Source organism: Rhodococcus sp. LB1, from assembly GCF_001583455.1.
In the GTDB taxonomy this organism is placed as follows: domain Bacteria; phylum Actinomycetota; class Actinomycetes; order Mycobacteriales; family Mycobacteriaceae; genus Rhodococcus_F; species Rhodococcus_F opacus.
Window position 1 is genome coordinate 18,130 of record NZ_LTCZ01000334.1, and the last position, 24,480, is coordinate 42,609.

Here is a 24,480-nt window from a genome sequence, read left to right on the forward strand (position 1 = left end):
GTCGGCTGGCTACCATCGGCACATGGCCGAACGGAATCGCGTGTCACCCCGATCCGAGATCGTCGCGATTCCACTCCGTGGCCGGTTCATGGGGAACCGGGGCTGCCTGCACCGCGGGCACACCGTCGTGCGCAACCATTCCGGCAAGCGGTGGATCATCTGCGTCACCGACTACCCGGCCCGCACCGTCGCCCAGTGGAGCGAGGGCCATTACACGGTCCTGTTCTTCCACGACGAGGCGGTCGCCCTCGCCGCCGGGCACCGGCCGTGCGCCCTGTGCCGACGCGAGCGGTACAACGACTTTCGCGTCGCCTGGCAGTCGGCACACGGGGGCGGGCTGCCCGGCGCGGACGAGATGGACGCCCGGCTGCACGGGGAACGGCTGGTCGATTCCCACCAGCGCACTCACGAGGCCGCGTGGTCGTCGTTGCCCGACGGCGCCTTCGCGCTGTTCGACGGCGGACCCGCGGTCGTGCGCGACGACACCGTCGTCCCGTGGTCGGCCGAAGGATACGGGACTCCGGCGAACCGGCCGACCGGCACCGCCACCGTCCTGACACCGCCGTCCACCGTCGCCGTCCTCGCAGCCGGCTACCGCCCGGACGTCGCGTAGTTCGCCTTACACGTCGCGTGCGTTCGACACGAGTTGATGGACGTCCTGGTCGGTAGCGCCGAGTCCGAAACTGATGATCCGTTCGGGGTGGATACGAATGGTCGGTCCGCCGAGATCGTTCGCCTGGGCCGCGTCGGCGTCGAGTGCCTCGGCGCGCCCGCGGATTTCGACGCAGCGCACCCGCCACGGGTCGACGGACGGCACGTCGTCCACGACGAACGCCACCTTCCCGTTGCCGGCGACGTTGCGGAACTTGCGGCTCGCCGCCATGTTGTAGCCCTGGATGTCGATCGTGGACGTGGCGGCGTTGTAGTGAAAGCCGACGGGACTGACCTGCAAGGTTCCATTCGGCTGGACCGTCGCGAGCCGGCCCAGTCGTTGTGACGCCAGATAGTCGAGTTCCTGCTGGGTGAAGGACATGACGCCAGGCTAGAACCTGAACGGCGCTCGAGGTCAAGGATCCGGGACGTCCTCAGCCGAGATCGTCGACCGCGCGCCGGGCGTCCTCGACCCGCCGCTCCGCCGCGTCGAGGTCTCGCTCCCCCCGGTGCACCGCCTCCGCCGACGCCTTCTCCGCGTTCCGGGTGAACTGCCGCTCCTGCTCGGCATGTTCGAGTTCGGCGCGCAGTTCCTCGATCCGGTGGTCGATCTCCGTCAGCGTCGACCGCGCCTGCTCCAGCTCCGCGTTCGCGTCGTCCAGCGCGCCGCGGACCTCGTCCGCCTTCGACGTGGCGTCCGCCAGTTCCGCCTCCGCCGCCGCCCGTTCGGCGTCGTGGTCGCGCTCCGCCGACTTCTTCTTCGACTTCCTCCCCGACTTCTCGGCCGAGGGCGTGGTGGCGGGTTCGGACTTCGGGGTCTTCGTCGCGGCTTTTCCCTGGACGACGGTGAGTCCGGCCGGACCGAATCCGCTGTAACTCGCCGCCGTCACCACCCGGCCACGCCGCACCTGTTCGGCGGTCTCGGCGTCGGCGAGTGCGGCGTGCAGCGTCTGACCGACATCCCGCAGGGCGTCCTCCCCGACCGTCCGGCCTCGCTCGGCGGCGAGTTCACCGGCCTTGCGCGCCAACGCGCGCACCACCTGCTGCCGTTGCGTGTTCAGCCGCCGAAGGTCCGGGCCGGACAGGTGTCGCTGCGCGTCGCGGAGGGCTTCACCGAGAGTGAGGAGCGCGTCGACCTCGTCGGGTAGCTCGCGGGCGAGCAGATTGACGAGCCAGCCGACGACCGTCGGCTTCCGCAGCTTCCCGATCTCGGTCGCCAGCGCGCGGTCCTTGTTGTCCCGCGCCGCAGTCACCCGCGCGGTGCGGGCCTCGACGAACTCACCGGGGTCGAGGCCGTACAGTTCGTCGGCGACGTCGTCGAGGGTCACGGCCCAATACTTTCACCGTGACCGCCCAGTTCGGGCCGACTCGGGTCAGACCAGTCGTTCGGCCGCGGCCGCGATTCGTTCGTCGCTGGCCGTGAGGGCGATGCGCACGTGTGTGCCGCCGCCGGGACCGTAGAACTCCCCGGGTGCCACGAGAATGCCCCGCTCGGCGAACCACTCGACGGTGTCCCGGCAGGCTTCGCCGCGCGTCGCCCACAGGTACAGCCCGGCTTCGGAGTTGTCGACGGTGAATCCGGCGCCGCGCACGGCTGCGAGAAGGATGTCGCGGCGACGGCGGTACCGCTCACGCTGCTCGTTCTCGTGGTCGTCGTCGCTGAGCGCGGCGGTCATCGCCGACTGGATCGGCAACGGAACCATCATGCCCGCGTGCTTGCGGACCTCGAGAAGTTCGGCCACCAACGCCGGATCACCGGTGACGAACCCCGCGCGGTAACTCGCGAGGTTGGAGGTCTTCGACAGTGAGTGCACCGCGAGGAGCCCGGTGAGGTCGCCGTCGTTCACCCGCTCGTCGAGAATCGAGAGGGCTTCGCCTTCCCAGCTCAATCCCAGGTAGCACTCGTCGGACGCCACGATCGCGCCGCGGCGACGCGCCCAGTCGACCACCTTGCGCAGATGCTCGAGCCCGAGCACCTTGCCGGTGGGGTTGGACGGCGAGTTCACGAAGATCAGCGACGCGCCCTCCGGGCCGAGCCGGTTGAGACCGTCGGCCCGGATCACCCGCGCACCCGCGAGGAGCGCGCCGACCTCGTAGGTCGGGTACGCCAGCTCGGGAATGACGACGAGGTCGTCGGCGCCGAGCCCGAGAAGGCGTGGCAGCCAGGCGATGAGCTCCTTCGTGCCGATCGCGGGCAGCACCGCTGCCGGATCGATGCCGGTGATTCCGTAGCGGCGACGCAGCGCCTCCACCGCGGCATTACGCAGTTCCTCGGTGCCGTGCGTCGTCGGATATCCCGGGACCGCGGCGACCGCGGTCAGCGCGTCCTGGATAATCGGGGCGACAGGATCGACCGGGGTCCCCACCGACAGGTTGACGATGCCACCCGGGTGGGCGAAGGCTTTCGCCTTCGCCGACTCGAGCGAGTCCCACGGAAAGTCGGGAAGTGCTTGTGCTACCGGGATACGAGGCACATCTAGTCCTCGCCCATGGGGGGCAGAGCCTTGACGAAAGGCGGGTCGTAGTCGACCTTGCCCAGCTTCGCCGCGCCGCCGGGGGAACCGAGGTCGTCGAAGAAGTCGACGTTCGCGGCGATGTAGCCGTTCCACTGCTCCGGGACGTCGTCTTCGTAGAAGATGGCCTCGACGGGGCAGACGGGTTCACAGGCGCCGCAGTCCACGCATTCGTCCGGATGGATGTAGAGCATCCGTCCGCCCTCGTAGATGCAGTCGACAGGGCATTCCTCGATACACGCCTTGTCCAACACATCCACGCACGGTTCAGCAATCGTGTAGGGCACTGCCGCTCTCCCTGCCTTTCTGACACGAGTAAGCACGAGGTACGGGCCGCTTGTACCCCGCGGAAGAAACTATTATCGCCTGCCCGGCGGACCTCTCTGCGGTGAGGGTTACCTGACCCGGCGTACCGCCGCGGGCAGCGGCGCCCGGGACGCGATCCACTGCTCGCCCTGTTTCGCGGCTCTCACCAGCGCGCCCCGTTCGCCGAGATACCCGGCCACCACACCGACCACCGGGATGTTGCCCAGCAGAGAGTAGGTCGAGCCCGGCCCAGGACGCTTGTCGAGTTCGTCACTGAGCGCGCGCACCGTGCGGGCGGTGCGCCACAGCGCTCCGATCAGCGCGAACGGGAGCCACACCGACTCGCTGTCCGCGGAATCGGATCGCGCCGTGTCGGCGAGCACCGCGGGCGCATCCGTCTCACGCCGGCAGAGTACGGACGCCAGCAGGTCCACCTGGTCGGACCGGTTCGTCACGCCGTGTTCCCGGGCGACGGCGACGAGCACGACGGCCTGATTCGCGAACCCGAGCACGTCCTGGATCGGGAGCCGATTGAGCAGCACACCGAAGATGCCCGGGAATGCGACCGCGATCGTGTTCAGGGCACCGATCCGCGTCACCCACCACTGGGCCCGCTCGTCGTCGCTCGCCTTCTCCCACGACGCCGTCCCCGGGAACTGGACGGTGTCGAGAACCCAGGCGATACCGTCGAGCAGCGCCTCCGCGGCGCTCCGGTCCTCCACTGTCGGGGTGAACGTCCGGCTCTTGATTCCGAACGGATCCGTGAGAGCCAGATCGAGCACGGGGTTGATGCCCCGTGCGGCACGATCCAGGATGGTGACGACCTGGTCGTCGCCCAGCCGGTCCGTCTCGCTCATGCGGCCGGTGTCCTTCCCTCGCGTCGGGCGTGTGTCGTGGTGCGTTCGCGTGCCGGGCGGCCGATTCCCTCGGCGATGGCCCGCAGTTCCTCGACGGTCTTCTCGGATCCGTGCTCCGAACCCGCCATCCGGGAGATGGTCTCCTCCATCAGGGTGCCGCCGAGGTCGTTGGCGCCGCCCTGCAACATCACCTGGGTACCGGTGACCCCCAGCTTCACCCAGCTGGTCTGGATGTTCGGGATCCGCCCGTGCAGCATGATCCGAGCCAGGGCGTGGACGGCCCGGTTGTCACGGTTGGTCGGACCGGGACGCGACGCGCCCGCCAGATACAGTGGCGCACTCTGATGCACGAACGGCAGGGGGACGAACTCGGTGAATCCGCCTGTCTTGTCCTGGATTCCGCGCAGCACCCGCAGATGCCCGACCCAGTGCTTCGGGTTGTCGACGTGCCCGTACATCATCGTCGAACTCGACCGCAGACCCAGCTCGTGCGCCGTGGTCACCACCTCGATCCAGGTGGCGGTGGGCAGCTTCCCCTTGGTGAGCACCCAGCGCACCTCGTCGTCGAGGATCTCCGCGGCCGTGCCGGGAATGGTGTCGAGACCCGCCTCGCGCAGTTCCGTCAACCAGTCCCGGATGCTCTGCCCACCGCGGGAGGCGCCGTTGACGATCTCCATCGGGGAGAACGCGTGCACATGCATCGACGGCACCCGCGCCTTCACCGCGCGCACCAGATCGGCGTACCCGGTGACCGGGAGCTCCGGGTCGATGCCACCCTGCATGCAGACCTCCGTCGCGCCCGCGACGTGCGCCTCCCAGGCCCGGTCCGCGACCTCGCCGGTGGACAGCGTGAACGCGTCCGCGTCGCCCTTGCGCTGCGCGAACGCGCAGAAGCGGCAGCCGGTGTAGCAGATGTTGGTGAAGTTGATGTTCCGGTTCACCACATAGGTCACCTCGTCGCCGACGGCGTCCTTGCGGAGCGCATCCGCCAACGCCACCATCGCCTCGAGCCCCGGACCCTCCGCCGTCGCCAACGCCAGGTACTCGTCATCCGACAGCCCCGCCGGATCACGTTCGGCGCTGCGCAGCGCCGCGACGACGTCCGTGTCCACCCGCACCGGGCCGCTCAACTCCAGCACCTGCTCGCGGACGGTCTCCCAGTCCCCGAACGCGCTGCCGAGGTCGCTGCGCGTCTCGGTGTTGCGGCCGTCGGTGTCGATCTCGGTGTTCAGATCCACCCGGCCCGTCGACTCCCAGGACTCGTCCGGCTCCTGCCACGGCAACCCGACCGGCCTCGTGTCGAGCTTGGCCAGCCCGGTGTGCGGGTCCGCGAGGGCCTGCACGTGCCCGGTGATCCGCGGATCGATCCAGGGCGAGCCGGCCAGCACGAACTGCGGCTGCGCCGCCGTGCGCTCGGTGAGCTCGAACCCGGCCTCCGCCGTGATCTCGGCCAGGGTGTCCAGGTTCGGCCACGGCCGCTCCGGGTTCACGTGGTCCGGGGTCAGCGGCGACACGCCGCCCCAGTCGTCGACACCCGCACCCAGCAACGCCAGGCACTCGGTGTTCGACACCAGGTTGGGCGGCGACTGGATGCGCATCCCGGGGCCGAGCAGCAACCGGGACACGGCGATGGTCGCGAGGAATTCCTCGAGGCCCGCGTCCGGGGTGTCGCGCATCGCGGTGTCGGGCTTGGCGAGGAAGTTCTGGACGATCACTTCCTGGACGTGCCCGAACGCCTTGTGCGACTTGCGGATCGCCATGATCGATTCCGCCCGTTCCCGGACGGTCTCGCCGATACCCACCAGAATGCCCGTCGTGAACGGCACACTCAGCCGTCCGGCGTCGGTGAGCGTGCGCAACCGCACCGCCGGATCCTTGTCGGGGCTGCCGTAGTGGCACTCACCCTTGTCGGTGAACAACCGGGTGGACGTCGTCTCGAGCATCATGCCCATCGACGGGGCCACCGGCTTGAGGCGGGAGATCTCCTCCCAGCTCATCACACCCGGGTTCAGGTGCGGCAGCAGCCCGGTCTCCTCGAGGACACGGATCGACATCGCACGCAGGTAGTCGAGCGTCGAATCGTAGCCGCGCTCGTCCAGCCACTGCTTGGCCTCCGGCCACCGATCCTCGGGACGGTCGCCCAGTGTGAAGAGGGCTTCCTTGCAGCCCAATTCGGCACCCTGCCGGGCGATCTCCAGCACCTCGTCCGGTTCCAGATACGCGCCGCGCCCCTCGGCCCGCAACTTGCCGGGCACGGTGACGAACGTGCAGTAGTGGCACTTGTCCCGGCACAACCGCGTCAGGGGAATGAACACCTTGCGCGAGTACGTGACAGCCTTGGGTCTGCCCGCCGCCAGCAACCCGGCGTCCCGGACCTTCGCCGCCGACGAACACAGGTCGGCCAGGTCGTCGCCGCGGGCCTGCAGCAGGGTCGTCGCCTCGTCCACGTTCAGAGTGGCGCCGTCACGGGCACGTCGCAGCACCCGCCGCATCGCGGAGGCGGAGGGGGCCACTTCCTGCGCAGACGCGCCGGACGGAGCTGGTGCCGGAACACCGGGCATGGGAAGCATCGTGGGCCGGCCGGATTCTTCACCTGAATGGGTCACCCAGCGATCATGCGCCATCGACGACGACCACTGCCACCCAGACTCCCGCGAACCGTGCGGATCGCTACCCGCGGGGGTAGTCCTCGTCGACCGGAACCGCCCGGCTCTGCTCGGCCACGTCCGCCTCGTTCACCTCCAGTGACGACACTTCTTCGACCTCGTCGGAACTGTCGTCGTCCACGGCGAGTTCTTGCTCCAGCCGGTCTGCCTCGGGAACCTCCGGAGAATCGGCCGCATCGAATGACGTCATGTCTGCGCTCCTTTCACTTCGGGGGGTTCTCCCACGATAGGTCGGTTCTCGACAGAATGCCGGGGCACGGCCAAAGTAGGGGCATGAGTGTGCCCACCACCGTCACGATGGCGGACCCGCTGTGGCGGCCCAGCCCCAAGGCCAAGCAACTGTGGGCGATCAATGCCGCCCTTCTCTGGCTTCCGCTCTTCCTCGTGCAAGCCGTCGCCCTCGTCTTCCACTGGTGGCCCGTGTGGGTGCACGTCACAGTCCTCTCGATCACCGTCGTGCTCGCGATCCTCCACGTCGCCGTCGTCCCGCTCTGGCGGTACCGGGTGCACCGCTGGGAAATCAGCGACACCGCGGTCTACACCCGCAGCGGCTGGTTCACCCAGGAACGACGCATCGCGCCGATCTCCCGCATCCAGACCGTCGACACCGAACGCGGACCCATCGACCGGATGCTGGGGCTGGCGACCGTCACCGTCACGACGGCGTCGTCGGCCGGTGCCGTCAAGATCTCCGCCCTCGACCAGGACACCGCCGACCGCACCGTCGCGCGGCTCACCGAGATCGCGGGCACCAATGTCGGTGACGCCACATGAGTGCGGCACCGGAACCGGGAATCGCTCCCCCCATCGCGCACGGCGAGGCCGCGGTCGCCGCCGAGGAGGAACAGCCCTGGTTGCGCCTGGACCGCCGGATGCTGCTCGTCCACCCGGTCGACGAGATCGTCAAACTTCTGCCCGTGTTGCTGATTTCGCTGGTGATCGGCACCCAGAGCGGCAACCACGTGTGGAGTCTCGTCGCCATCGTCGTGTTCGTCGTGTTCGGCATCTCGCGGTGGTTCACGACGAGCTACCGCATCGGTCCGGTCCACGTGCAACTGCGGCAGGGCCTGTTCCGCAAACGCCTGCTGTCGGTACCACGCAACCGCATCCGATCCGTCGACGTCGAGGCGGGGGTCCTGCATCGCCTGCTCGGGCTGTCGATCGTGCGCATCGGCACCGGCCAGCAGGTGGGCTCCAAACCCGACGCGGCGAAGTTCGAACTCAACGCCCTCTCCACCGGGCTGGTTCCCGACCTGCGGGCCGCACTGCTCGCCCGGCAGCCCTTACCCGACGTCGAACACACTGCGGTCACGCAGGAGCCTGCAGTGACCGAGATCGGCCACTGGACACCGGCCTGGGTCCGCTACGCCCCGTTCTCGGTGACCGGGGTGGTGACCATCGCGGCGATCGTCGGTCTCGCGTTCCAGTACGGAATCGGCGCGAAGATCGCCCGCTCGTCGACGGTGGCCGAGGGCATCGAATCCGCCGAGCGCGTCGGGATCGCCATCGCCGTCGTCGTCGGGATCATCGTCCTCCTGATCGCCGCCAGCGCCCTGGCCTGCATCCGGTACCTCCTCACGTACGGCAACATGACGCTGACCGACAACGGCCGCACCCTGCACGTCAGCCACGGGCTGCTGAAGACCCGCCAGACCACCCTGGACCGCGCCCGCCTCCGCGGGACGACCCTCAAGGAACCGCTCCTCCTCCGGCTCGCCGGGGGCGCCCGACTGGATGCCGTCATGACCGGCGTCAGCGCCGAGAGGCGGGAGTCCTCGCTCCTGCTCCCCCAGGCGCCGCGTGCGGAAGCGGAGCGGGTGATGGCCACCGTCATCGGCGACCACCGTCAGGCTGCGGTCCCGCTCACCCCTCACGGCCCGGTCGCCCAGCGGCGGCGCTACACGCGGGCCCTGATCCCCGCCGAGATCGCGCTCGCCGTCGCCCTGGTCTTCGTGATCCTCGATCGGCCCGTGTTCTGGGCAGCGTGGGCCGCGATCGTCGCGCTCGCGGTCGGCGGCGTGGTACTGGCGTGGGATCGGTACCGTGGACTCGGCCATGCGGTGCTGCCCGGGTGGTTGATCACCCGCAGCGGCTCCCTCGACCGCGCCCGGGACAGCCTCGAGGCCGACGGGATCATCGGGTGGACCGTCCGTCAGACGTTCTTCCAACGGCGGGCGGGGGTGGCGACCGTCATCGCCGCCACACCCGCAGGCACCGGGAAATACCTGGTGATCGATCTGCCTGCCGGTCAGGCGTGGTCGCTCGTCGAGTCGGTGACACCCGGCGGAGGTGACGTGTGGGCGCGGCGCTGACCGACATCGCCGGTCTCGACGCCCAGCTGATCGAATGCCGAGCCTGCCCCCGCCTCGTCGAGTGGCGGGAGAAGGTCGCGCGTGAGAAGCGCGCGTCGTTCCGTGACGAAACCTATTGGGGTCGACCGGTTCCCGGATTCGGCCCACCCGATGCGTCGCTGCTGATCGTCGGTCTCGCCCCCGCCGCCCACGGCGCGAACCGGACCGGGCGCATGTTCACCGGCGACCGCAGCGGCGACTTCCTCTACGCCGCACTCCACGCTGTGGGACTCGCGAGCCAGCCGACCGCCACCCACATCGGCGACGGCCTCGAGCTGTTCGGCGTCCGCATCACGTCCCCGGTGCACTGCGCGCCGCCCGCGAACAAGCCCACCCCGGACGAACGCGACAACTGCCGCCACTGGCTCGACGCCGAACTGCGCATCCTGCAACCCCACCTGCGGTCGGTGATCGTGCTCGGCGGATTCGGCTGGCAGTCGCTGCTCCCCGTCCTCGACGACGCCGGCTGGGCCGTCCCCCGGCCGCGGCCCAAGTTCGGGCACGGCGCGCACGTCGAACTCCCCGGCGCCGAACGTCCCCTGCACTTGTTCGGCTGCTACCACGTCAGCCAGCAGAACACCTTCACCGGCCGGCTCACCCCCGCCATGCTCGAGTCGGTGCTGTCCGACGCCACCAGTGCCGCCGGCCTGATCCGGTAGTTCCGGGCGAACGGTACATCCGCCTTATCTGAAGCGCCGAAAGTGCCATTCACCCCGCATGCCGCCGGTTCGGGAGTTCCTCGATGATGTATTTGGCCATGCTGCCGAGCCGGGGCCGGGCGGGTTGCATGGTGTCGACGCCGAGGGCGGTGAGGGGTGAGGCTGTCACCGAGCCGACGCAGACGGGTGCGACCGGACCGTGGAACGCGTGCAGGAGGGCCTCGACGCGGTCGGTGTCCTTCGCGGTGCTGAGGAGGGACGACACGGCGGGTGCGCTGGTGAAGGTGACGGCGTCGACCTCGGCTCGGATGATCTGGTCGAGCAACGTCAGCAGCGGCTGCTGGTTCTCGGGTCTGATCCACCGGTACACCGACACGGCCGTGGTCTCGGCCCCGGCACCGGCGAGGGAGACGCTCAGGTCGGTCATCGGCTCCCATTCGGTGATGGTGCCGTGCAACTGGACCGCGACGCGTAGACCGCGCACACCCTCGGCGACGAGGTGTTCGTGCACCTCTTCGGACGATTCCGTCTCCGGCGACCACTCCTCGCGCAGGCCGGCGCCGCGGACGGCGCCCTTCGCCTTGGGACCGCGGGTGATGATCCGCGCCGACTGCAGGGCGGCGAGCAGTGCGTCTTCCTCGTCCCAGGCCCGCGCCGCATCCAGCCATCCCCGGAAGCCGACGGCGGTGCTCACGACGAGGAGGTCCGGCGGGGACGCGATGATGTCAGCGGTGCGAGACCGCAGGTCGGAGTCGTCGACGAGCGGCAGCACGTGAATGGCCGGTGTGTGGACGATGGCGGCCCCGTGCCGTTCGAGGAGCGTGATGAACTCGGCGGCCCGGCGTTCGGCGGTGACGGCGATGGTCAGTCCGGAAAGTTCGTCGTTCGACATTCTCCCAGTGTGACGGACGAATCGCACTAAGCTGCCCACATGATCACTGCCGTGCACACACTGGTCTACGCCGACGACGCCGAAGCGGCCCGCGACTTCTTCCGGGACGTGCTCGGCTGGTCACACGTCGACGCCGGCGGCGGTTGGCTGATTTTCCGCACCGGACCGTCCGAGATGGGTGTGCACCCCACCTCGGACGATCGCGGCGGTGAGCCGTGGTCGACTCGGCCGCATCACGAGATCTCCCTGATGTGCGACGACATCGAGTCGACCGTCGCGGAACTCGAGGCCAAGGGCGCCGAGTTCACCCGCGGAATCCGCGACGACGGGTACGGCCTCACCACGTCCCTGAAGATTCCCGGGGCGGGCGAGATGATGCTGTACCAGCCTCGGCACCTGGTGGCGTTCGAGCGTTAGGCCTTCGCCTGCGCGCTGCTCCGCGCCGCATTGGCCTGTTCGCCCGCCTTGGGGTCGGTCTCCGACTGTTTCTTCCCGACACCGTCGGCGATCCGATCGCCGAGGGTCTTGTCGACGTTGCGCCAGTACTCGAACGCCTTCGCCAGAACCGGTTCGCTGACACCGTTCAGCAGATGGCCGACGATGTTGTCCACCAGGCGGTCCCGGGCGGCGTCGTCGAGCACTTCACGGACCATCGTCCCGGCCTGACCCCAGTCGTCGTCCTCCCTGTGGAGCGCGTACGGCGAGCGGACCATGTCGCCGGCGCTGTACCAGGTGGCGGTCTCCCCCACCTGCGACGGGTCCGCGTGCGGGCCGCCCTTGGAATTCGGCACGTAGACCGGATCCCCGGGGTTGTGGTGCCGCATGTTGCCGTCCTTCGAGTACGAGCGGACGGGCACGTGCGGCTTGTTGACGGGCAGCTCCTTGTAGTTGGCGCCGATCCGGTAGCGGTGGGCGTCCGGGTAGGAGAACAGCCGCCCGATCAGCATCTTGTCCGGGCTCGGGCCGATGCCGGGGACCAGGTTGCTGGGCTCGAACGCGGCCTGTTCGATCTCGCAGTGGTAATCCGTGGGGTTGCGGTCGAGCGTCATCCTGCCGACGGGGATCAGCGGGTAGTCGCTGTGCGGCCACACCTTGGTGAGGTCGAACGGGTTGAACCGGTAGTCGTCGGCATCCTCGAACGGCATGATCTGCATGTTCAAGGTCCAGCTCGGGTACTCGCCGCCTTCGATGTGCTCCCACAGGTCTCGCGTGTGGTAATCGGTATCCATCGACGCCATCTGGTCGCCCTCGTGCTGTGTGAAGAACTCGATGCCCTGGTCGGTCTTGAAGTGGTATTTCACCCAGAACTTGTCGCCGGCGGCGTTCACCCACATGTACGTGTGGCTGGAGTACCCGTTCATGTGCCGCCAGGTGCGCGGGATGCCGCGGTCGCCCATCAGCCACGTGACCTGGTGCGCCGACTCCGGTGACAACGTCCAGAAGTCCCACTGCATGTCGTGGTCGCGGAGGTTGTTGTCGGCCCGTCGCTTCTGCGAGCGGATGAAGTCCTGGAACTTCATCGGGTCGCGCATGAAGAAGACAGGTGTGTTGTTCCCGACCATGTCGTAGTTGCCCTGGTCGGTGTAGAACTTGACGGCGAATCCACGTGGGTCGCGCCACGTGTCCGGGCTGCCCCGCTCGCCGGCCACGGACGAGAACCTGATCAGCAGGTCCGTCTTCTTGCCGGGTTGGAAGAGATCGGCTTTCGTGTAAGCGGAGACGTCTTCGGTAACTTCGAACCGTCCGAACGCCCCGCCCCCCTTGGCGTGCGGTTGGCGCTCCGCAACGCGTTCGCGGTTGAACTGGGCCATCTTCTCGATCAGATAGTGATCCTGGAGCAGGATCGGCCCGTCCGTCCCGATCGTGAGCGAGTGCTCGTCACTCGACACCGGGATGCCGGCGTCGTCGGTCGTGAAGTTCTGATCTGTCATCGCGGTGCTCCTTCAGCAGACTGCTGGTCGCTACCGCGTACCCTCGCCCACTGTCGGTGAAACAGATCCGAACGCCGCCTTCGCGCTGACTTTCCACAGGTAGACCGCCGCCGGGACCAGTGAACCGATCAGGAGCAGGAGCGTCCAGACGGAGGCGAGCATGAGCACGTCGCCGCCCGGACCGCCGAACATGCAGAGCAGGAATCCGAATCCCCATCCCGCGAGCGGCAGCATTCCCGACCCCACCCGGCCGGTCGTCGACCGGGCAGCGATCACCAGCGCCAGGTTGGCGACCGCGGCGGCGAGGATGCTGATCGGGAACGGTGTGGCCCCGAGGTAGGTGGGCAGGAAGAGCACCGAGAGGACGGCGCACAGAAAACCGTCGAACACCAGCAGCGCGAGGGTGACCCTCCCCAGAACATCGAGGTGTCCGGGTTTCGCTGCGGCGCCGACGGTCATGTGTCAATAGTGGATCAGGCGACGGGCGGGTAGCCCAGCAGGGTCAGCAAATGGCTCTGCATGTCGGCGAATCCGTACAGCACGCTGTAGTACAGGTCGTGCTGGGCCGGCCACGAAGGCCGAAGCGTATCGACGAACGCGACGATGGCGTTCTGAACATCCCAGTTGTACATCTATCGCCTCTCCTGACGGGTGTCACGCGGACTCGACATAGGCCGCTGCGTGACGTGGGCCACAGTGTAATACGTAACCCCCGTCACAGATACCGGCGGTCAGTGACCGACGCCACCGAAGAGGTCCCGTTCCCTGCCGTCGGCGTCCCGATCCCCGACGGCACCGCGTACCAGTACGAAATGTTCCTCCGCCAGAATCGGCTGCGCGATGTCGTTGGAGAGCGCGTACTCGGTTCCGCTCGGCGCCACCGTCACCTGGGTGGCGTGCGCCGACAACGCTTCCCTCTTCGCGTCGAGCACGCTCCGCACGTCGATCACCGTCGTCACGTCGGCGTCCGGGACACTCGGCAATTCGCCGGGCTCCGGCAGCCGCCAGCCGTCGGGGATGTCGCCGATACGGCAGATTCCCGACTCGAGCGCGCTCGCCTCGGTCACCGTCCAGTACAGCTTCGCGACCTCCCACGGTTCGCCGCAGTCCGGGTACTTCGCCGAACCCGCCGCCTCGACGGCCGCGGTGGTGATCGTGTGCACCTGGATGTGGTCGGGGTGCCCGTACCCGCCGTCCGGGTCGTAGGTGACCACGACGTGCGGCCGCAGTTCCCGGATGACCGCCACCATCGCGGCGGTCACGGAGTCGCGGTCGGCGTTGACGAAGGCGCGGGGGTCTGCCGCCGACGCCGTGCCCGCCATGCCGGAATCACGGAAATGCCCCGCCCCCAGGAGGAACCGCGGCCTTCCCGCACCGAGACACGACAGCGCGGACTTCAGTTCGCCGATCCGGAACCCACCGAGCTGATCGGCGGCGTCGGCGACCAGCTGCGCCCACTCCTCGCCGATCACCTCGCCTTCCTCGCCGAGCGTGCACGTCAGGACGTGAACGTCGGCACCCTCGGCGGCGTAGCGCGCGATGGTGCCGCCGGTGGTGAGGGTCTCGTCGTCGGGATGGGCATGGACCAGCAGAAGTCGCCGCTCACTCATTCCTTGATCCTGCTCCAGTCCGCTGCGTCACTGAATATTCCGACCGGCACGGCGCCCGACAGCGACACCCCGTCGACGCCGGGTCCCGCCGCGACCAGCGTGCGGTCCTGCATGATCGGCAGCACCGCCGCCAGATCCCAGAGTTTGCGGTCGGCGTCGGCGAGAGCCTGCGGCACATCACCGACCCCCCGCAGCGCGGCGTCGATGGACGGCTGCAGGGTGGGGTCGCAGACTCCCGACAGGTTCGACGGGGCCTCGGCCTCCGCGACCGAATCACGTTCGGGGCCGGTGGTTTCGGTGTTCGGTTGGGTCGCAGCGACCACAGCGGGCGGGCAGCTGTGACGGGAGGCCAACGCCGTCGCGGGGTCGGACCCGGCGCGCGACCATCCGACGACCGCTCCGATGTCGCCCTTGCTGAGCGACTCCCCGTACAACTCCTCGGCGGGCAGGGACGTCACGGTGGCGTCGACGCCGGCGCCACGCAACTGGTCGGCGGCCGTGTTGGCGACCGCGCTCGCGGTGTCGTCACCCTCGGGTGTCCCGATGACGAGCGTCAGCGGGACGCCGTCGCGGACCAGCTGGGTCGACGGCGCCGCCCCTGCGGGAACGACGGTGTCCGTGGGGGTTTCGGCGACGTATCCGTACTCGGCCAGCTTCGCCAGCACCTGCTCGCGGCTCGGCCGCGCGGGTGCGGTCGCGGTGTAACCGGGATCGGAGGGGGCGTAGACCTGCGAGCGCGCCGGGACCGCCGACGCCTCGCTGCCGGCGCCGACGACGGCGAGCAGTTCGGTGTCCAGAAGCTCCAGCAGACTCTTCCGCACCCGGACGTCCGCGAGTTCGGGAACCCGGCCGTTCAGCGTGAGGTCGAGTCCGCGCGGCTGGAACGACGAACCCGTTCGCACTGTGGGGATCGCTGCGAGCTGGGCGGAAGTGGCTGTGCCCCCGTGAATCTGGACGACCTGCGTATCGTTGTTGCGCATCGAGTCGGCGAGCTGCGACGGCGTGCCGTCGCGGCGCATCAGGATCTGGTCGGGCGTCGCCGGCTTGTCCCAGAACCGGTCGTTGCGTTCGAGCAGGATCTCGTCACGTCCGCGGTCGATCGACTTGATGTGGAAGTGCCCGCCCGACACCGGGATGTTCTCGGACAGTCCGGTCGCGAAGCCACCGGGGGAATCCTTGATGAGATGTGACGGCAGCAGGTCGGTGAAGAGTTCACGCCACGCCGGGTAGGCGGCCTTCATGACGACGCTGACCGTCTTGCCGCCACCGGACGACCTGACGTCCTCGATCAGTTCGTAGCCGGCGGGGTCGACCACGCCAGGGGCACTGATCATCTGCTGCCACAGGTAGCGGAAGTCCTCGGCGGCGATGGGCGCGCCGTCGGACCACTGCGCCTCGTTCCGCAGCTGGTATGTGACGGTGAACGGTTCCTGCGACGTGACGTCCGCGGAGATCACGAGCGAGGAGTCGGGAATCCAGTTGCTGCCGCCGGGATGGGCGGGATCGGGCACCGGACGGAACGGGCTCGGCAGCACGAGGGCGCTGACCGCGGAATTCGCCGGCGACTGGTCCGACAGGAGGTGCGGGTTGAACCCGCTGCCCACGTCGTCGATGGCCACGACGACAGGCTGCTTCTCGGTCGGCGACGCCGTCGGCTTGGGGCTGTCGGTGCTCTCGACCGGCGGGGGTGGATCGGCGGTGCACGACGTGAGTATCGCCGTCGACACTGCCAGCAGGAGCGCGGTCACTGCCACACCGTTCCCACGCTTTCGGCCCCGCACTCCTCGAACTCTCTCGAGCCGACCCCCAGCAACCACCGCGCCGCCTTTCCTCAGAGATACCGGAAGGCTCCGGAAACCCTCGAGCGAATGTACCTTCGGTCGCCGATCGACCGAAGGTACATTCGCCCGGCTGTGTCTGATGTGGTCGGACGTGCCGACTACAGGGCCGCCTTGTCGCGGGCCTTGGAACGCGAACGCTCACGGGCACGGTCGGTGGCCGACAGGTGCACCTTGCGCACGCGCACGACCTCCGGGGTGACCTCGACGCACTCGTCGCCGGCGCAGAACTCCATCGCGCCTTCGAGCTCGAGCTTGATGGGCTTGGCGAGGGTCTCCATCACGTCGGCGGAGGACTGACGCATGTTGGTCAGCTTCTTCTCGCGGGTGACGTTGATGTCGAGGTCCTCCTGGCGCGGGTTGATGCCCACGACCATGCCCTCGTAGGTGTCGGCGCCGGGCTCGACGAAGAACGTTCCGCGATCGGCGAGCTGGATCATCGCGAACGGGGTGACCGAGCCGGTGCGGTCCGAGACGAGGGAGCCGGTGTGGCGGGCGCGGATCTCGCCGGCCCACGGCGCGTAGCCGTGGAACACGGCGTTCGCGATGCCGGTGCCGCGGGTCTCGGTGAGGAAGTCGGTGCGGAAGCCGATCAGGCCGCGCGAGGGAACGATGAACTCCATCCGGACCCAGCCCGCGCCGTGGTTGGCCATCTGCACCATCTTGCCCTTGCGGTTGGCGAGGAGCTGGGTGATGGCGCCGAGGTACTCCTCGGGGCTGTCGATGGTGAGCTCCTCGAAGGGCTCGTGCACCTTGCCGTCGACCTGACGGGTGACCACCTGCGGCTTGCCGACGGTGAGCTCGAAGCCCTCGCGGCGCATCTGCTCGACCAGGATGGCGAGCGCGAGCTCACCACGACCCTGGACCTCCCAGGCGTCGGGGCGACCGATGTCGAGGACCTTGAGCGAGACGTTGCCGACGAGTTCCTGGTCGAGGCGCGACTTCACCATGCGGGCGGTCAGCTTGTGTCCGCTGACCCGGCCGACGAGCGGCGAGGTGTTGGTGCCGATGGTCACCGAGATGGCGGGCTGGTCGACGGTGATCCGCGGCAGCGGGACCGGGTTCTCCAGGTCGGCGAGGGTGTCGCCGATCATGATGTCGGGGAAACCGGCGACGGCGACGATGTCGCCGGCGACGGCCTTCTCGGCGGGCTGACGCTCGACACCCTTGGTGGCGAGCAGTTCGGTGATCTTGGCCTTGGTGACGACGGGCTCGCCGTCCACCTCGCGACACCAGGAGACGGTCTGGCCCTTGGTCAGCTCGCCGTTGTGGATACGGACCAGCGCGAGGCGGCCGAGGAACGCGGACGCGTCGAGGTTGGTGACGTGAGCCTGCAGCGGCGCGTCGACGTTGCCCTTGGGCGCGGGCACGTAGTTGAGGAGCACCTCGAACAGGGCGTCGAGGTTCTCGGCGTCCGGTGCGTGACCGTTCTCGGGCTGAACCTTGGACGCCTTGCCCTCGCGGCCGGAGGCGTACAGAACGGGAAGGTCGAGGGCGAGCTCGGCAGCTTCGGCGGCCTCGTCGTCGAGGTCGGAAGCCAGGTCGAGCAGCAGGTCGTGGCTCTCGGAGACGACCTCTTCGATGCGGGCGTCGGGACGGTCGGTCTTGTTGACCACGAGGATGACGGGCAGCGACGCGGCGAGCGCCTTGCGCAGCACGAAGCGGGTCTGCGGCAGCGGGCCCTCGGACGCGTCGACGAGCAGGACGACACCGTCGACCATGGACAGGCCGCGCTCGACCTCACCACCGAAGTCGGCGTGACCGGGGGTGTCGATGACGTTGATGACCGTGACACTGCCGTCGCCGTGATGCTTGTGGACGGCGGTGTTCTTCGCGAGGATGGTGATGCCCTTCTCGCGTTCGAGGTCGCCGGAGTCCATGACGCGATCGACCAGTTCGGCGCGCTCCTCGAATGCCCCCGACTGACGCAACATGGCGTCGACGAGAGTGGTCTTGCCGTGGTCGACGTGTGCGACGATGGCAACGTTACGGAAGCTGGTGATGGTCACGCGGTGGCTCTCCTGGCTGAGTTGATTCGGCCACGCGAAAGTTCCCTCGCACGGCTTTCTGGCGGCCGCCTTGTCATCTCGATTCAGAATCCTCGTCGAGGCGATGGTAAATCGCCCAGTGCAGGCATCGCGGCCACGTGAATACTACCCGCCCGAGCGGCTACTTCGCGCATCGCCGGCTGCCCGGGGCCTGCCCGACCAGCGTAAAGTGATCTGCGCCACGTCGAATTCGGCCTGTCCCGCGTGTGGATCGGGGCCGAAAGCTGAGGGGACGCTAACCTGGGTGTAGCCGGCGGATACCGGTGTTCACCGTAGTAGGAAGGCCGAGCCGAGTATGGGCAAGGTGAAGGCCGGCAAGGTCTCGGGTCTCAAACCGAAGAAGAAGTGCTGCCGCAGCAAGACGCGCTGCATCAAGTGCCCGGTGGTCATCATGCGCATGAAGAAGCTCGAGAACGAGGGCGCTTCCAAGAAGGAACTGAAGAAGGGGCTCAAGAAAGCCCGCGCGGCCTGAGGTCAGCCCCACCCGTTCAGGTGCACTCGCAGGTCCGGCACCCACCCGCGGTCGTTGCCGACGAGGTCGATCTCCCCCAGTTCCCGTCCATCCACCCACCGCAGTTCCGCGTGGTCGAGCGCGACGGGTGTTCCCGACACCAGCTCGACCCGGTACGCGCGGAGCACCCGGCCGTCGGGCAGCGGCACGTCGTCACCGATCCGGTCGCCGCCCGACACCTCGACCCCGAGTTCTTCCCACAGTTCGCGGCGCAGCGCGTCCTCGGCGGTCTCCCCGGCCTCCGCCTTGCCCCCGGGCAGCTCCCACAGTCCCGCGAGTTCCGGGGGCCGGGTCCGCTGGGCGAGCAACAGCCGGCCGTCGACGATGATCGCGGCCGCCACCACCTCTCCGGCGTGGTCGACAGGCCTTGCACGTTCCACTGGCACCGCACCATCATGGGGTATGGCCGAGTTGCTGTCAGACGGAGAGATCGACACCGCGCTCGCAGAACTGCCCGGGTGGCGGCGGGCGGGTGATTCCCTCGTCCGCACCGTCGAGTCGCCGAGTTTCCCCGAAGCCGTGGAGCTGGTCCGGAAGGTCGCGGAGGCGGCGGAGGCGGCGAACCACCATCCGGACATCGACATCAGGTGGCGCAAGGTCACCTACACACTGTCGACGCATTCCGCCGGCGGGCTCACGCAGCTGGATCTGGATCTTGCTGCGCAGATCGACTCACTGGCGGGCTGACCGTGGCGGCAGCCGCGGCACGCTTCGTGCGGCGCCCGGCGTAGGCGACCCAGGCGTAGACACCGAATGCGCCGACGACGTCGACCGTGCCCAGCCACGCGAGTACCGCGGGCCGGGAGATCAGCCAGATCGAGTCCTGGAAGAAGCTGAGCACCCACGGCACGCCGATGAGGGTGGTGACGAGCCAGTATCCGGCGAGGATCCGGGTGCCCAGCATCGATCCGTAGGGGCCGTGCAGCAGCCAGATCAGCATCGGGATGACCCACACCCAGTGGTGTGACCACGAGATCGGTGAGACGAGCAGCCCCAGCAACTCGACGATGACGAGGGTGCCGAGCCGATCGTCCCGGGCGATCGCCCGCCAGGCCAGGACGGCGAGGACCGCCGTGACCGCCACCGCCAGCAACCAGAGGACGCCCGTCTCGACGTCGTACCCGAGCAGCCGCGACAACGCGCCGCGCAGGGACTGATTCCACACCGAGCCGACCGGCCCGATGCGATCGGCGTCACCGAGCAGGTGGGTGAAGTACTCCCGAGCCTCCGAGCCGATCAGGAGATAGCTGACTCCGACGGTCGCGGCGAACGCGACGCCCGAGAAGACCGCGGCCTTCCACCGGCGCTGCATCAGGAAGTAGAGGCCGGTGATCGCCGGGGTCAGTTTGATCCCGGCGGCGAAACCGACGAGCGCACCGGACAGCCACCACCGGGAGCTGCGGACCGCGGTCATCACGAGCAGCGCGAGGAAGACGTTGATCTGGCCGTAGTCCAGCGTGGTGCGCACCGGTTCCACCCACACCCCCACCGTGGTCCACAGCACCGCGACCGCCCGCCAGTGCGGGCTGCGCGCGGCGTCACCGAGCACGAGCTCGAGGCTCATTCGCGCCAGCGCGTACAGGGCGAGGATGGTGAGCAATTGCCAGCCGACCCCGACCAGGGGGAACGGCAGGAAATGCAGGGGAAAGAAGACCAGCGCGGCGAACGGCGGGTAGGTGAACGGCAGCGGAAAGTCCGGTGTCACTTCCGAATAGGTGAAGTCGTAGAGACTGCCACCGCGGAGGGCCTCGGAACCGTCGACGTAGACGTGCAGGTCGACGAGGTTCATCCCGTTGGGACTCAACAGCGTCCACGCCATGCGCCCGAGCACCGACAACACGAGAAGCACAGGCGCGCACCGCAACAAGCCGTGCAGGGCGGACGATCCCCAGGACGACGTGGGGGAACGCTCGGATGACGGGTCGTCGGAGGCTGCTCCGTCGTCGGACGCTGCATGGTCGGACACAGTGTGGTGCTCTCCCCGTGAGGTGTGTAGATGTCTCAGCCGATCCCGAAACGGTCCCGCACAGCGTAGACGGCGCTCTCCGCGGGCCCCGAGGTGTCCGTAGCCGCGCGTAACAGTTGCATCACCAATCACACGAACCACACGTGCCACAAGCTATGGTCACCGGAAGATCACCGTCGGGGTCTGTATGCCATACACTCCCACCGGGATGCCGCAGCTATCGGTGAACGTACTCGTGAGCTGTACAACCCGGGGGCGCTGTACATAGAGTGACCCCCCGAGCCGTCAGACGTGGATTGAGTTGTCGTCCACGCTGTTATGACTAAGGATGGGGAGACTGTGCTTCGAACCCGAGGTATGCGCAGAGCAGTCACTGCTCTCGCTGTTGCCGCAGCAGCCGCTATGGCAGTGCCGGCCCAGGCGAATGCGCAGCCGACGCCGCCGCCCGTGCCCGAAGGCATCCCCGTGGAGATGCTCGCATCGTTCGCACCCGCGATCATCGGCGCAGCAGCTGGTACCGAAGACATCGCCGCAGGACCTCAGGACGCGATCCTGGACCAGGCCCGCATCCTCCTCGAGTCCCCCGGCATCCCGCCGGAACTCAAGTCCACCCTCGAGCGCGTCATCACGTTCCTCGACGGCAGCGGCGGCGGCGGACCCGAGATCCCGCAGGAGAACGCACCCGTCATCGCGCAGTTCCTCTACCCGACCATCGGCAAGGGTTGCATCGGAGAGGGCGCCGACTCCGTGGGCACCGCACTCGCGGTCCCCGGTCCGGCCCAGCTGCCCCCGCCCGGACCCAAGGCAGGTCAGGCCGGTTTCGTGTTCACCGCCCTCGGAACCAGTTCCGTTGCCGCCGAACAGCCCAATCCGCTGACCGTGACGTGGATCAACCTGGACAACCAGCGGCGCGCCACCCAGAACCTCACCAACGAGGCCAAGATCAACCCCGACGGACCGGCAACCCTGTCGGCGATCGCGGACACCGGCCCGGGCCGCGTCCTCGCGGTCGTGTCGGGTGGACTGACCACGCAGAAGGAAGGCGCCGCGCCGATCACGTGCAGCTTCCTCCCCACCGTCGGCATGTTCCAGGTCGCGTAACTCTTCACAGCTGACGAGCGAAGGGCCCTCCGGATCTTCCGGAGGGCCCTTCGCTCATGTCTGCACCACTTCACTGTTGCCGACGGCACCACCGTGGTAGACCGAGGAATGCCCTCGACGCATCACGCACCCGACCACTCACTGCGATCGCGACACGCCCGGCGGTCCATACTGTCGATTCGGTCGGAGGGGTCGATCCTCTCGATCGGTTCCGCCTACTCCATCCTGTCCATCGGGAGTGTCGGCTCGGTGCTCTCGATCGGATCGGTCGGGTCGGCAGGCTCGGCACTGAGCACCGCCTCGTTCGCCAGCCTCGGGTCTGCCCTGTCGGGGCTGTCGCGGTGGTCCCTGATGGCGTGGAAGGGGTGGCACGACTCGCCGCCGGAACACCCTCACCTCACGGTCATCGCCGAGGAACCGGACCTCGCCCGGGACGCGACCGCCCACGTCCAGTCCTGACGAGGTCCGTCAGGACGTCCGCCCGGCGCGCGGCCAGGATTTGCCGTCGTACGTCTCGATCTCGCCGTTGAACTTCGTCAGCAGCCGGCGCAGCTCGCCCCGGTCGTGGTCGCTCCACTCGGCGATGATGCGCTCGACGCCTTTTCGGCCCAGCGCCCGGTCGGCGTGAAGTTGTTCGAGCCCCAGCGCGGTGGCCTCTACCTTGCGGGCCATTCCGCCGTCCGGGTCGGGGACGCGTTCGACGAGGCCGCGCTTCAGCAACGCGCCGATCTGCCGGTTGATGGTCGAGATGTCGAGTCGGAATGCCTCGGCGAGCTGCTTCAGGCTGAGCGGATGTTCCAGTTCCAGGCGTCCGAGGAGTAGGTAGGCGGAACGGTCGAGTTGGAATCCCGCCCGTTGCGCATGGGCGTGATAGCGCGACAGCAATGTCAATTCGTTCTCGACATCTGCCGCCACCTCGTCACGATCGGACACCGACACCTCCAGTAGTTACCGCCATTCTGCCCGAGGCATTATTGTGCACCATACACAAAGTGTGTAGTGTGCACATCTTCATCAGGATCCATTGACGAACAGCGCGGTATAGAGGACCGAGGCGACGGTGTACACGAAATTGAGAAGCAGCTCCATGGGAGACCTCCGGGTTCCAGAGTGAAAAGAGTGACACCAGGTAATCGGAGTTGCCTCGAGGAGCGTTTCACGCCGTCCCAACCACCGGAAAACGTCCCACATACGAACTGAAACGTGTTCTCATTTTCCGGGGGCGCTCGCATTCGGGTGCCGGACGAGAGAAGGGATGCACACATGCCGTGGAGTCGTGCCGAGCTCGAAGAGGCCTTCGCGCACTACCAGCGAACCGTCAGCCGCTGCGTCGAACGCGGAGACTGGAACGGCTTCGCCGACCTCTTCACAGAGGACGCCACGTACGTCGAGCACGCTTTCGGAGACTTCGACGGACGCGAGGCCATTCGGACATGGGTCACGCGCACCATGTCGGCGTTCCCCGGCAGCCGGATGACCGCGTTCCCGGCGAACTGGTACGTGATCGACGAGGACCGCGGATGGGTCATCTGCGAGATCGACAACCCGATGGAAGATCCCGGCGACGGTTCGGAGCACGCGGCCGCGAACATCACGATCCTGCACTACGCCGGCGACAACCTGTGGTCACGCGAGGAAGACGCGTACAACCCGATGAATTTTCTCGCCGCGGCCAAGAAGTGGTGCCGCGCAGCGGAAGCCGCCGGCAAACTACCCGACGACGCCCGGGAGTGGCTTGCCCGGATGGGCGGGCAACCGGCGGCCTAGCCCGGTCACCACTGCCCGTAGTCGGGCTTGAGGATGTCATTGAGATCGATGCCGACCCCGTCGACGTTGCTCGCGTCGATCTCGTACTGGTGCAGGTGCGCCGACGGGTGGACGTACCCCTCGGGTGTGCCCCAATCGTGCTGCCAGTACCACGATCCGAGCCCGGCGAGGACGGCCAGATCCAGCGTCGTGGAGTTGGCGTAGATGCCGGTGTTGCCCTTGCCGACCACCGACTCCCACCCGGCGAGGTACGGGGCGATCATGGTGAGGAAATCGGCGGGCGTGGGATTGTCGTCGATCGACGCGTAGATGGGCCGGTCCTCGGAACCGCCTGCGGCGAGGTGCAATTCGAGTCCGCGCTCCGCGTGCCGCTTGCCCGCCTCGAGACCGCCGCGCCAATCGGCCGTCGGCCCCTTGCCGAACTGGTAGCACGAGACGACCGACAGTCCGGCGTCGAGCAACGCCTGCGCCTCGTCGGCGAGCATCGGCTTGCCTTCCATCCATTCGGCGCCGGGACGGCGATCGGACACATAGCGGATGGCGCCGGCATAGCCGGCCTCGAGAATGGCGTCCGCCGACGGCACCCCACCGGCGTAGTCGATCAGGACGCCGAGGCTGTCCGCCTTCGCGACGCCGACCGAGGACGTGGTGGACGTGAGCGCCCCGATCCCGGCCACGGCGGATCCCGCTGCCGCGTATCGGAACAGGTCTCTCCGAGAAATCTGCACTGTGGCCCCCATATCCGATCGGTCGCGCTCCGGCGTGTCTCCGACATTCACTCTCGCTCAGTCGGTATCTTGTCCGGTTTGCATT

At 68.0% G+C, this 24,480-nt stretch carries 28 protein-coding genes; 10 read left to right on the forward strand and 18 right to left on the reverse strand.

Features of this window, described 5'->3' with window-relative positions; translation table 11 throughout:
* The first annotated feature begins 22 nt into the window (after positions 1-22).
* A complete protein-coding gene (locus AZG88_RS33140; RefSeq protein ID WP_061041570.1) occupies positions 23-613 on the forward strand; it encodes a hypothetical protein in 591 nt (196 codons plus the stop codon).
* A gap of 6 nt (positions 614-619) precedes the next feature.
* Here AZG88_RS33140 and AZG88_RS33145 read toward each other — a convergent pair whose 3' ends face one another.
* The 7 genes from AZG88_RS33145 to AZG88_RS33175 all read right to left on the reverse strand — a co-directional run bounded on the left by AZG88_RS33145 (position 620) and on the right by AZG88_RS33175 (position 7,183).
* Positions 620-1,033, reverse strand: a complete 414-nt coding sequence (locus AZG88_RS33145; RefSeq protein WP_061041569.1) for a PPOX class F420-dependent oxidoreductase — start codon at positions 1,031-1,033, stop codon at positions 620-622.
* 52 nt (positions 1,034-1,085) lie between these two features.
* On the reverse strand, positions 1,086-1,979 hold the full coding sequence (locus AZG88_RS33150; protein WP_061041568.1) for a hypothetical protein: 894 nt from the start codon (positions 1,977-1,979) through the stop codon (positions 1,086-1,088).
* A gap of 45 nt (positions 1,980-2,024) precedes the next feature.
* A complete protein-coding gene (gene dapC / locus AZG88_RS33155; protein ID WP_061700249.1) occupies positions 2,025-3,125 on the reverse strand; it encodes a succinyldiaminopimelate transaminase in 1,101 nt (366 codons plus the stop codon).
* A 2-nt stretch (positions 3,126-3,127) separates the two neighbouring features.
* The gene (fdxA, locus tag AZG88_RS33160) at positions 3,128-3,451 is read right to left on the reverse strand and encodes a ferredoxin (protein ID WP_005239185.1); all 324 of its coding nucleotides are present in this window, start codon (positions 3,449-3,451) and stop codon (positions 3,128-3,130) included.
* 108 nt (positions 3,452-3,559) lie between these two features.
* Entirely contained in the window at positions 3,560-4,327 is a 768-nt protein-coding gene (locus AZG88_RS33165) for a hypothetical protein (RefSeq protein ID WP_005239183.1), read from the reverse strand.
* Positions 4,324-6,951 carry a bifunctional FO biosynthesis protein CofGH gene (locus AZG88_RS33170; RefSeq protein WP_061700250.1) on the reverse strand — a complete coding sequence of 876 codons (2,628 nt, stop codon included), beginning with the start codon at positions 6,949-6,951 and terminating at the stop codon, positions 4,324-4,326. Before AZG88_RS33170 ends, AZG88_RS33165 begins: the two co-directional genes overlap by 4 nt.
* A gap of 46 nt (positions 6,952-6,997) precedes the next feature.
* Complete coding sequence (locus tag AZG88_RS33175; protein WP_005239177.1) at positions 6,998-7,183, reverse strand: hypothetical protein; 186 nt, start codon at positions 7,181-7,183, stop codon at positions 6,998-7,000.
* Between the two features lie 83 nt (positions 7,184-7,266).
* Here AZG88_RS33175 and AZG88_RS33180 point away from each other — a divergent pair, with 83 nt between their 5' ends.
* Genes AZG88_RS33180 through AZG88_RS33190 form a run of 3 tightly spaced genes read left to right on the forward strand, consistent with a single transcriptional unit; the run spans position 7,267 to position 10,003 of the window.
* Positions 7,267-7,767 (forward strand): PH domain-containing protein, encoded by a 501-nt coding sequence (locus tag AZG88_RS33180; protein ID WP_061041623.1) that lies wholly within the window; start codon positions 7,267-7,269, stop codon positions 7,765-7,767.
* Complete coding sequence (locus AZG88_RS33185; protein ID WP_061041622.1) at positions 7,764-9,305, forward strand: PH domain-containing protein; 1,542 nt, start codon at positions 7,764-7,766, stop codon at positions 9,303-9,305. The genes AZG88_RS33180 and AZG88_RS33185 overlap by 4 nt, the downstream gene beginning before the upstream one ends.
* A complete protein-coding gene (locus tag AZG88_RS33190) occupies positions 9,290-10,003 on the forward strand; it encodes a uracil-DNA glycosylase (RefSeq protein WP_061700251.1) in 714 nt (237 codons plus the stop codon). Before AZG88_RS33185 ends, AZG88_RS33190 begins: the two co-directional genes overlap by 16 nt.
* A gap of 49 nt (positions 10,004-10,052) precedes the next feature.
* Here AZG88_RS33190 and AZG88_RS33195 read toward each other — a convergent pair whose 3' ends face one another.
* Entirely contained in the window at positions 10,053-10,895 is an 843-nt protein-coding gene (locus AZG88_RS33195) for a uroporphyrinogen-III synthase (RefSeq protein ID WP_025432182.1), read from the reverse strand.
* A 39-nt stretch (positions 10,896-10,934) separates the two neighbouring features.
* On the opposite strand from AZG88_RS33195, the gene AZG88_RS33200 reads away from it, so the two are divergent.
* Positions 10,935-11,312: a VOC family protein gene (locus AZG88_RS33200; RefSeq protein ID WP_061700252.1), complete on the forward strand. Its 378-nt coding sequence runs from the start codon at positions 10,935-10,937 to the stop codon at positions 11,310-11,312.
* Here AZG88_RS33200 and AZG88_RS33205 read toward each other — a convergent pair.
* The 6 genes from AZG88_RS33205 to typA form a co-directional block, all read right to left on the reverse strand.
* On the reverse strand, positions 11,309-12,826 hold the full coding sequence (locus AZG88_RS33205) for a catalase (protein WP_061041620.1): 1,518 nt from the start codon (positions 12,824-12,826) through the stop codon (positions 11,309-11,311). The two genes, AZG88_RS33200 and AZG88_RS33205, sit on opposite strands and share 4 nt — an antisense overlap.
* 30 nt (positions 12,827-12,856) lie before the next feature.
* Entirely contained in the window at positions 12,857-13,285 is a 429-nt protein-coding gene (locus AZG88_RS33210; RefSeq protein WP_061041619.1) for a hypothetical protein, read from the reverse strand.
* Positions 13,286-13,299: 14 nt separating this feature from the next.
* A complete protein-coding gene (locus AZG88_RS53070) occupies positions 13,300-13,458 on the reverse strand; it encodes a hypothetical protein (RefSeq protein ID WP_005239161.1) in 159 nt (52 codons plus the stop codon).
* 99 nt (positions 13,459-13,557) lie between these two features.
* Positions 13,558-14,436: an N-acetyl-1-D-myo-inositol-2-amino-2-deoxy-alpha-D-glucopyranoside deacetylase gene (gene mshB, locus AZG88_RS33215; protein ID WP_061700253.1), complete on the reverse strand. Its 879-nt coding sequence runs from the start codon at positions 14,434-14,436 to the stop codon at positions 13,558-13,560.
* The gene (locus AZG88_RS33220; RefSeq protein ID WP_005239156.1) at positions 14,433-16,253 is read right to left on the reverse strand and encodes an ABC transporter family substrate-binding protein; all 1,821 of its coding nucleotides are present in this window, start codon (positions 16,251-16,253) and stop codon (positions 14,433-14,435) included. The genes mshB and AZG88_RS33220 overlap by 4 nt, the downstream gene beginning before the upstream one ends.
* A 122-nt stretch (positions 16,254-16,375) precedes the next feature.
* Entirely contained in the window at positions 16,376-18,283 is a 1,908-nt protein-coding gene (gene typA / locus AZG88_RS33225) for a translational GTPase TypA (RefSeq protein ID WP_005239154.1), read from the reverse strand.
* A gap of 334 nt (positions 18,284-18,617) precedes the next feature.
* Between typA and AZG88_RS53075 the strand changes: the two genes are divergently transcribed.
* Positions 18,618-18,794 carry a hypothetical protein gene (locus AZG88_RS53075; RefSeq protein WP_005239152.1) on the forward strand — a complete coding sequence of 59 codons (177 nt, stop codon included), beginning with the start codon at positions 18,618-18,620 and terminating at the stop codon, positions 18,792-18,794.
* 2 nt (positions 18,795-18,796) lie between these two features.
* Here the strand turns inward: AZG88_RS53075 and AZG88_RS33230 are convergent, their stop codons facing one another.
* Positions 18,797-19,177: a (deoxy)nucleoside triphosphate pyrophosphohydrolase gene (locus AZG88_RS33230; protein WP_061700254.1), complete on the reverse strand. Its 381-nt coding sequence runs from the start codon at positions 19,175-19,177 to the stop codon at positions 18,797-18,799.
* Between the two features lie 58 nt (positions 19,178-19,235).
* On the opposite strand from AZG88_RS33230, the gene AZG88_RS33235 reads away from it, so the two are divergent.
* Positions 19,236-19,520 (forward strand): 4a-hydroxytetrahydrobiopterin dehydratase, encoded by a 285-nt coding sequence (locus AZG88_RS33235; protein ID WP_005239148.1) that lies wholly within the window; start codon positions 19,236-19,238, stop codon positions 19,518-19,520.
* Here AZG88_RS33235 and AZG88_RS33240 read toward each other — a convergent pair.
* Positions 19,468-20,799 (reverse strand): mannosyltransferase, encoded by a 1,332-nt coding sequence (locus AZG88_RS33240; RefSeq protein ID WP_061700255.1) that lies wholly within the window; start codon positions 20,797-20,799, stop codon positions 19,468-19,470. The two genes, AZG88_RS33235 and AZG88_RS33240, sit on opposite strands and share 53 nt — an antisense overlap.
* 318 nt (positions 20,800-21,117) lie before the next feature.
* Between AZG88_RS33240 and AZG88_RS33245 the strand changes: the two genes are divergently transcribed.
* Positions 21,118-21,900, forward strand: a complete 783-nt coding sequence (locus AZG88_RS33245) for an Rv1157c family protein (protein WP_179443150.1) — start codon at positions 21,118-21,120, stop codon at positions 21,898-21,900.
* A 108-nt stretch (positions 21,901-22,008) separates the two neighbouring features.
* Positions 22,009-22,359, forward strand: a complete 351-nt coding sequence (locus AZG88_RS33250) for a hypothetical protein (protein ID WP_005239128.1) — start codon at positions 22,009-22,011, stop codon at positions 22,357-22,359.
* A 9-nt stretch (positions 22,360-22,368) separates the two neighbouring features.
* Here AZG88_RS33250 and AZG88_RS33255 read toward each other — a convergent pair whose 3' ends face one another.
* Positions 22,369-22,839, reverse strand: coding sequence for a MarR family winged helix-turn-helix transcriptional regulator (locus tag AZG88_RS33255; protein ID WP_025432180.1), 471 nt, complete (start codon positions 22,837-22,839; stop codon positions 22,369-22,371).
* 324 nt (positions 22,840-23,163) lie between these two features.
* On the opposite strand from AZG88_RS33255, the gene AZG88_RS33260 reads away from it, so the two are divergent.
* A complete protein-coding gene (locus AZG88_RS33260; protein ID WP_061700256.1) occupies positions 23,164-23,667 on the forward strand; it encodes a nuclear transport factor 2 family protein in 504 nt (167 codons plus the stop codon).
* Positions 23,668-23,672: 5 nt separating this feature from the next.
* Here AZG88_RS33260 and AZG88_RS33265 read toward each other — a convergent pair whose 3' ends face one another.
* Positions 23,673-24,407, reverse strand: a complete 735-nt coding sequence (locus AZG88_RS33265; RefSeq protein ID WP_061700257.1) for a DUF1906 domain-containing protein — start codon at positions 24,405-24,407, stop codon at positions 23,673-23,675.
* Positions 24,408-24,480: the final 73 nt, after the last annotated feature.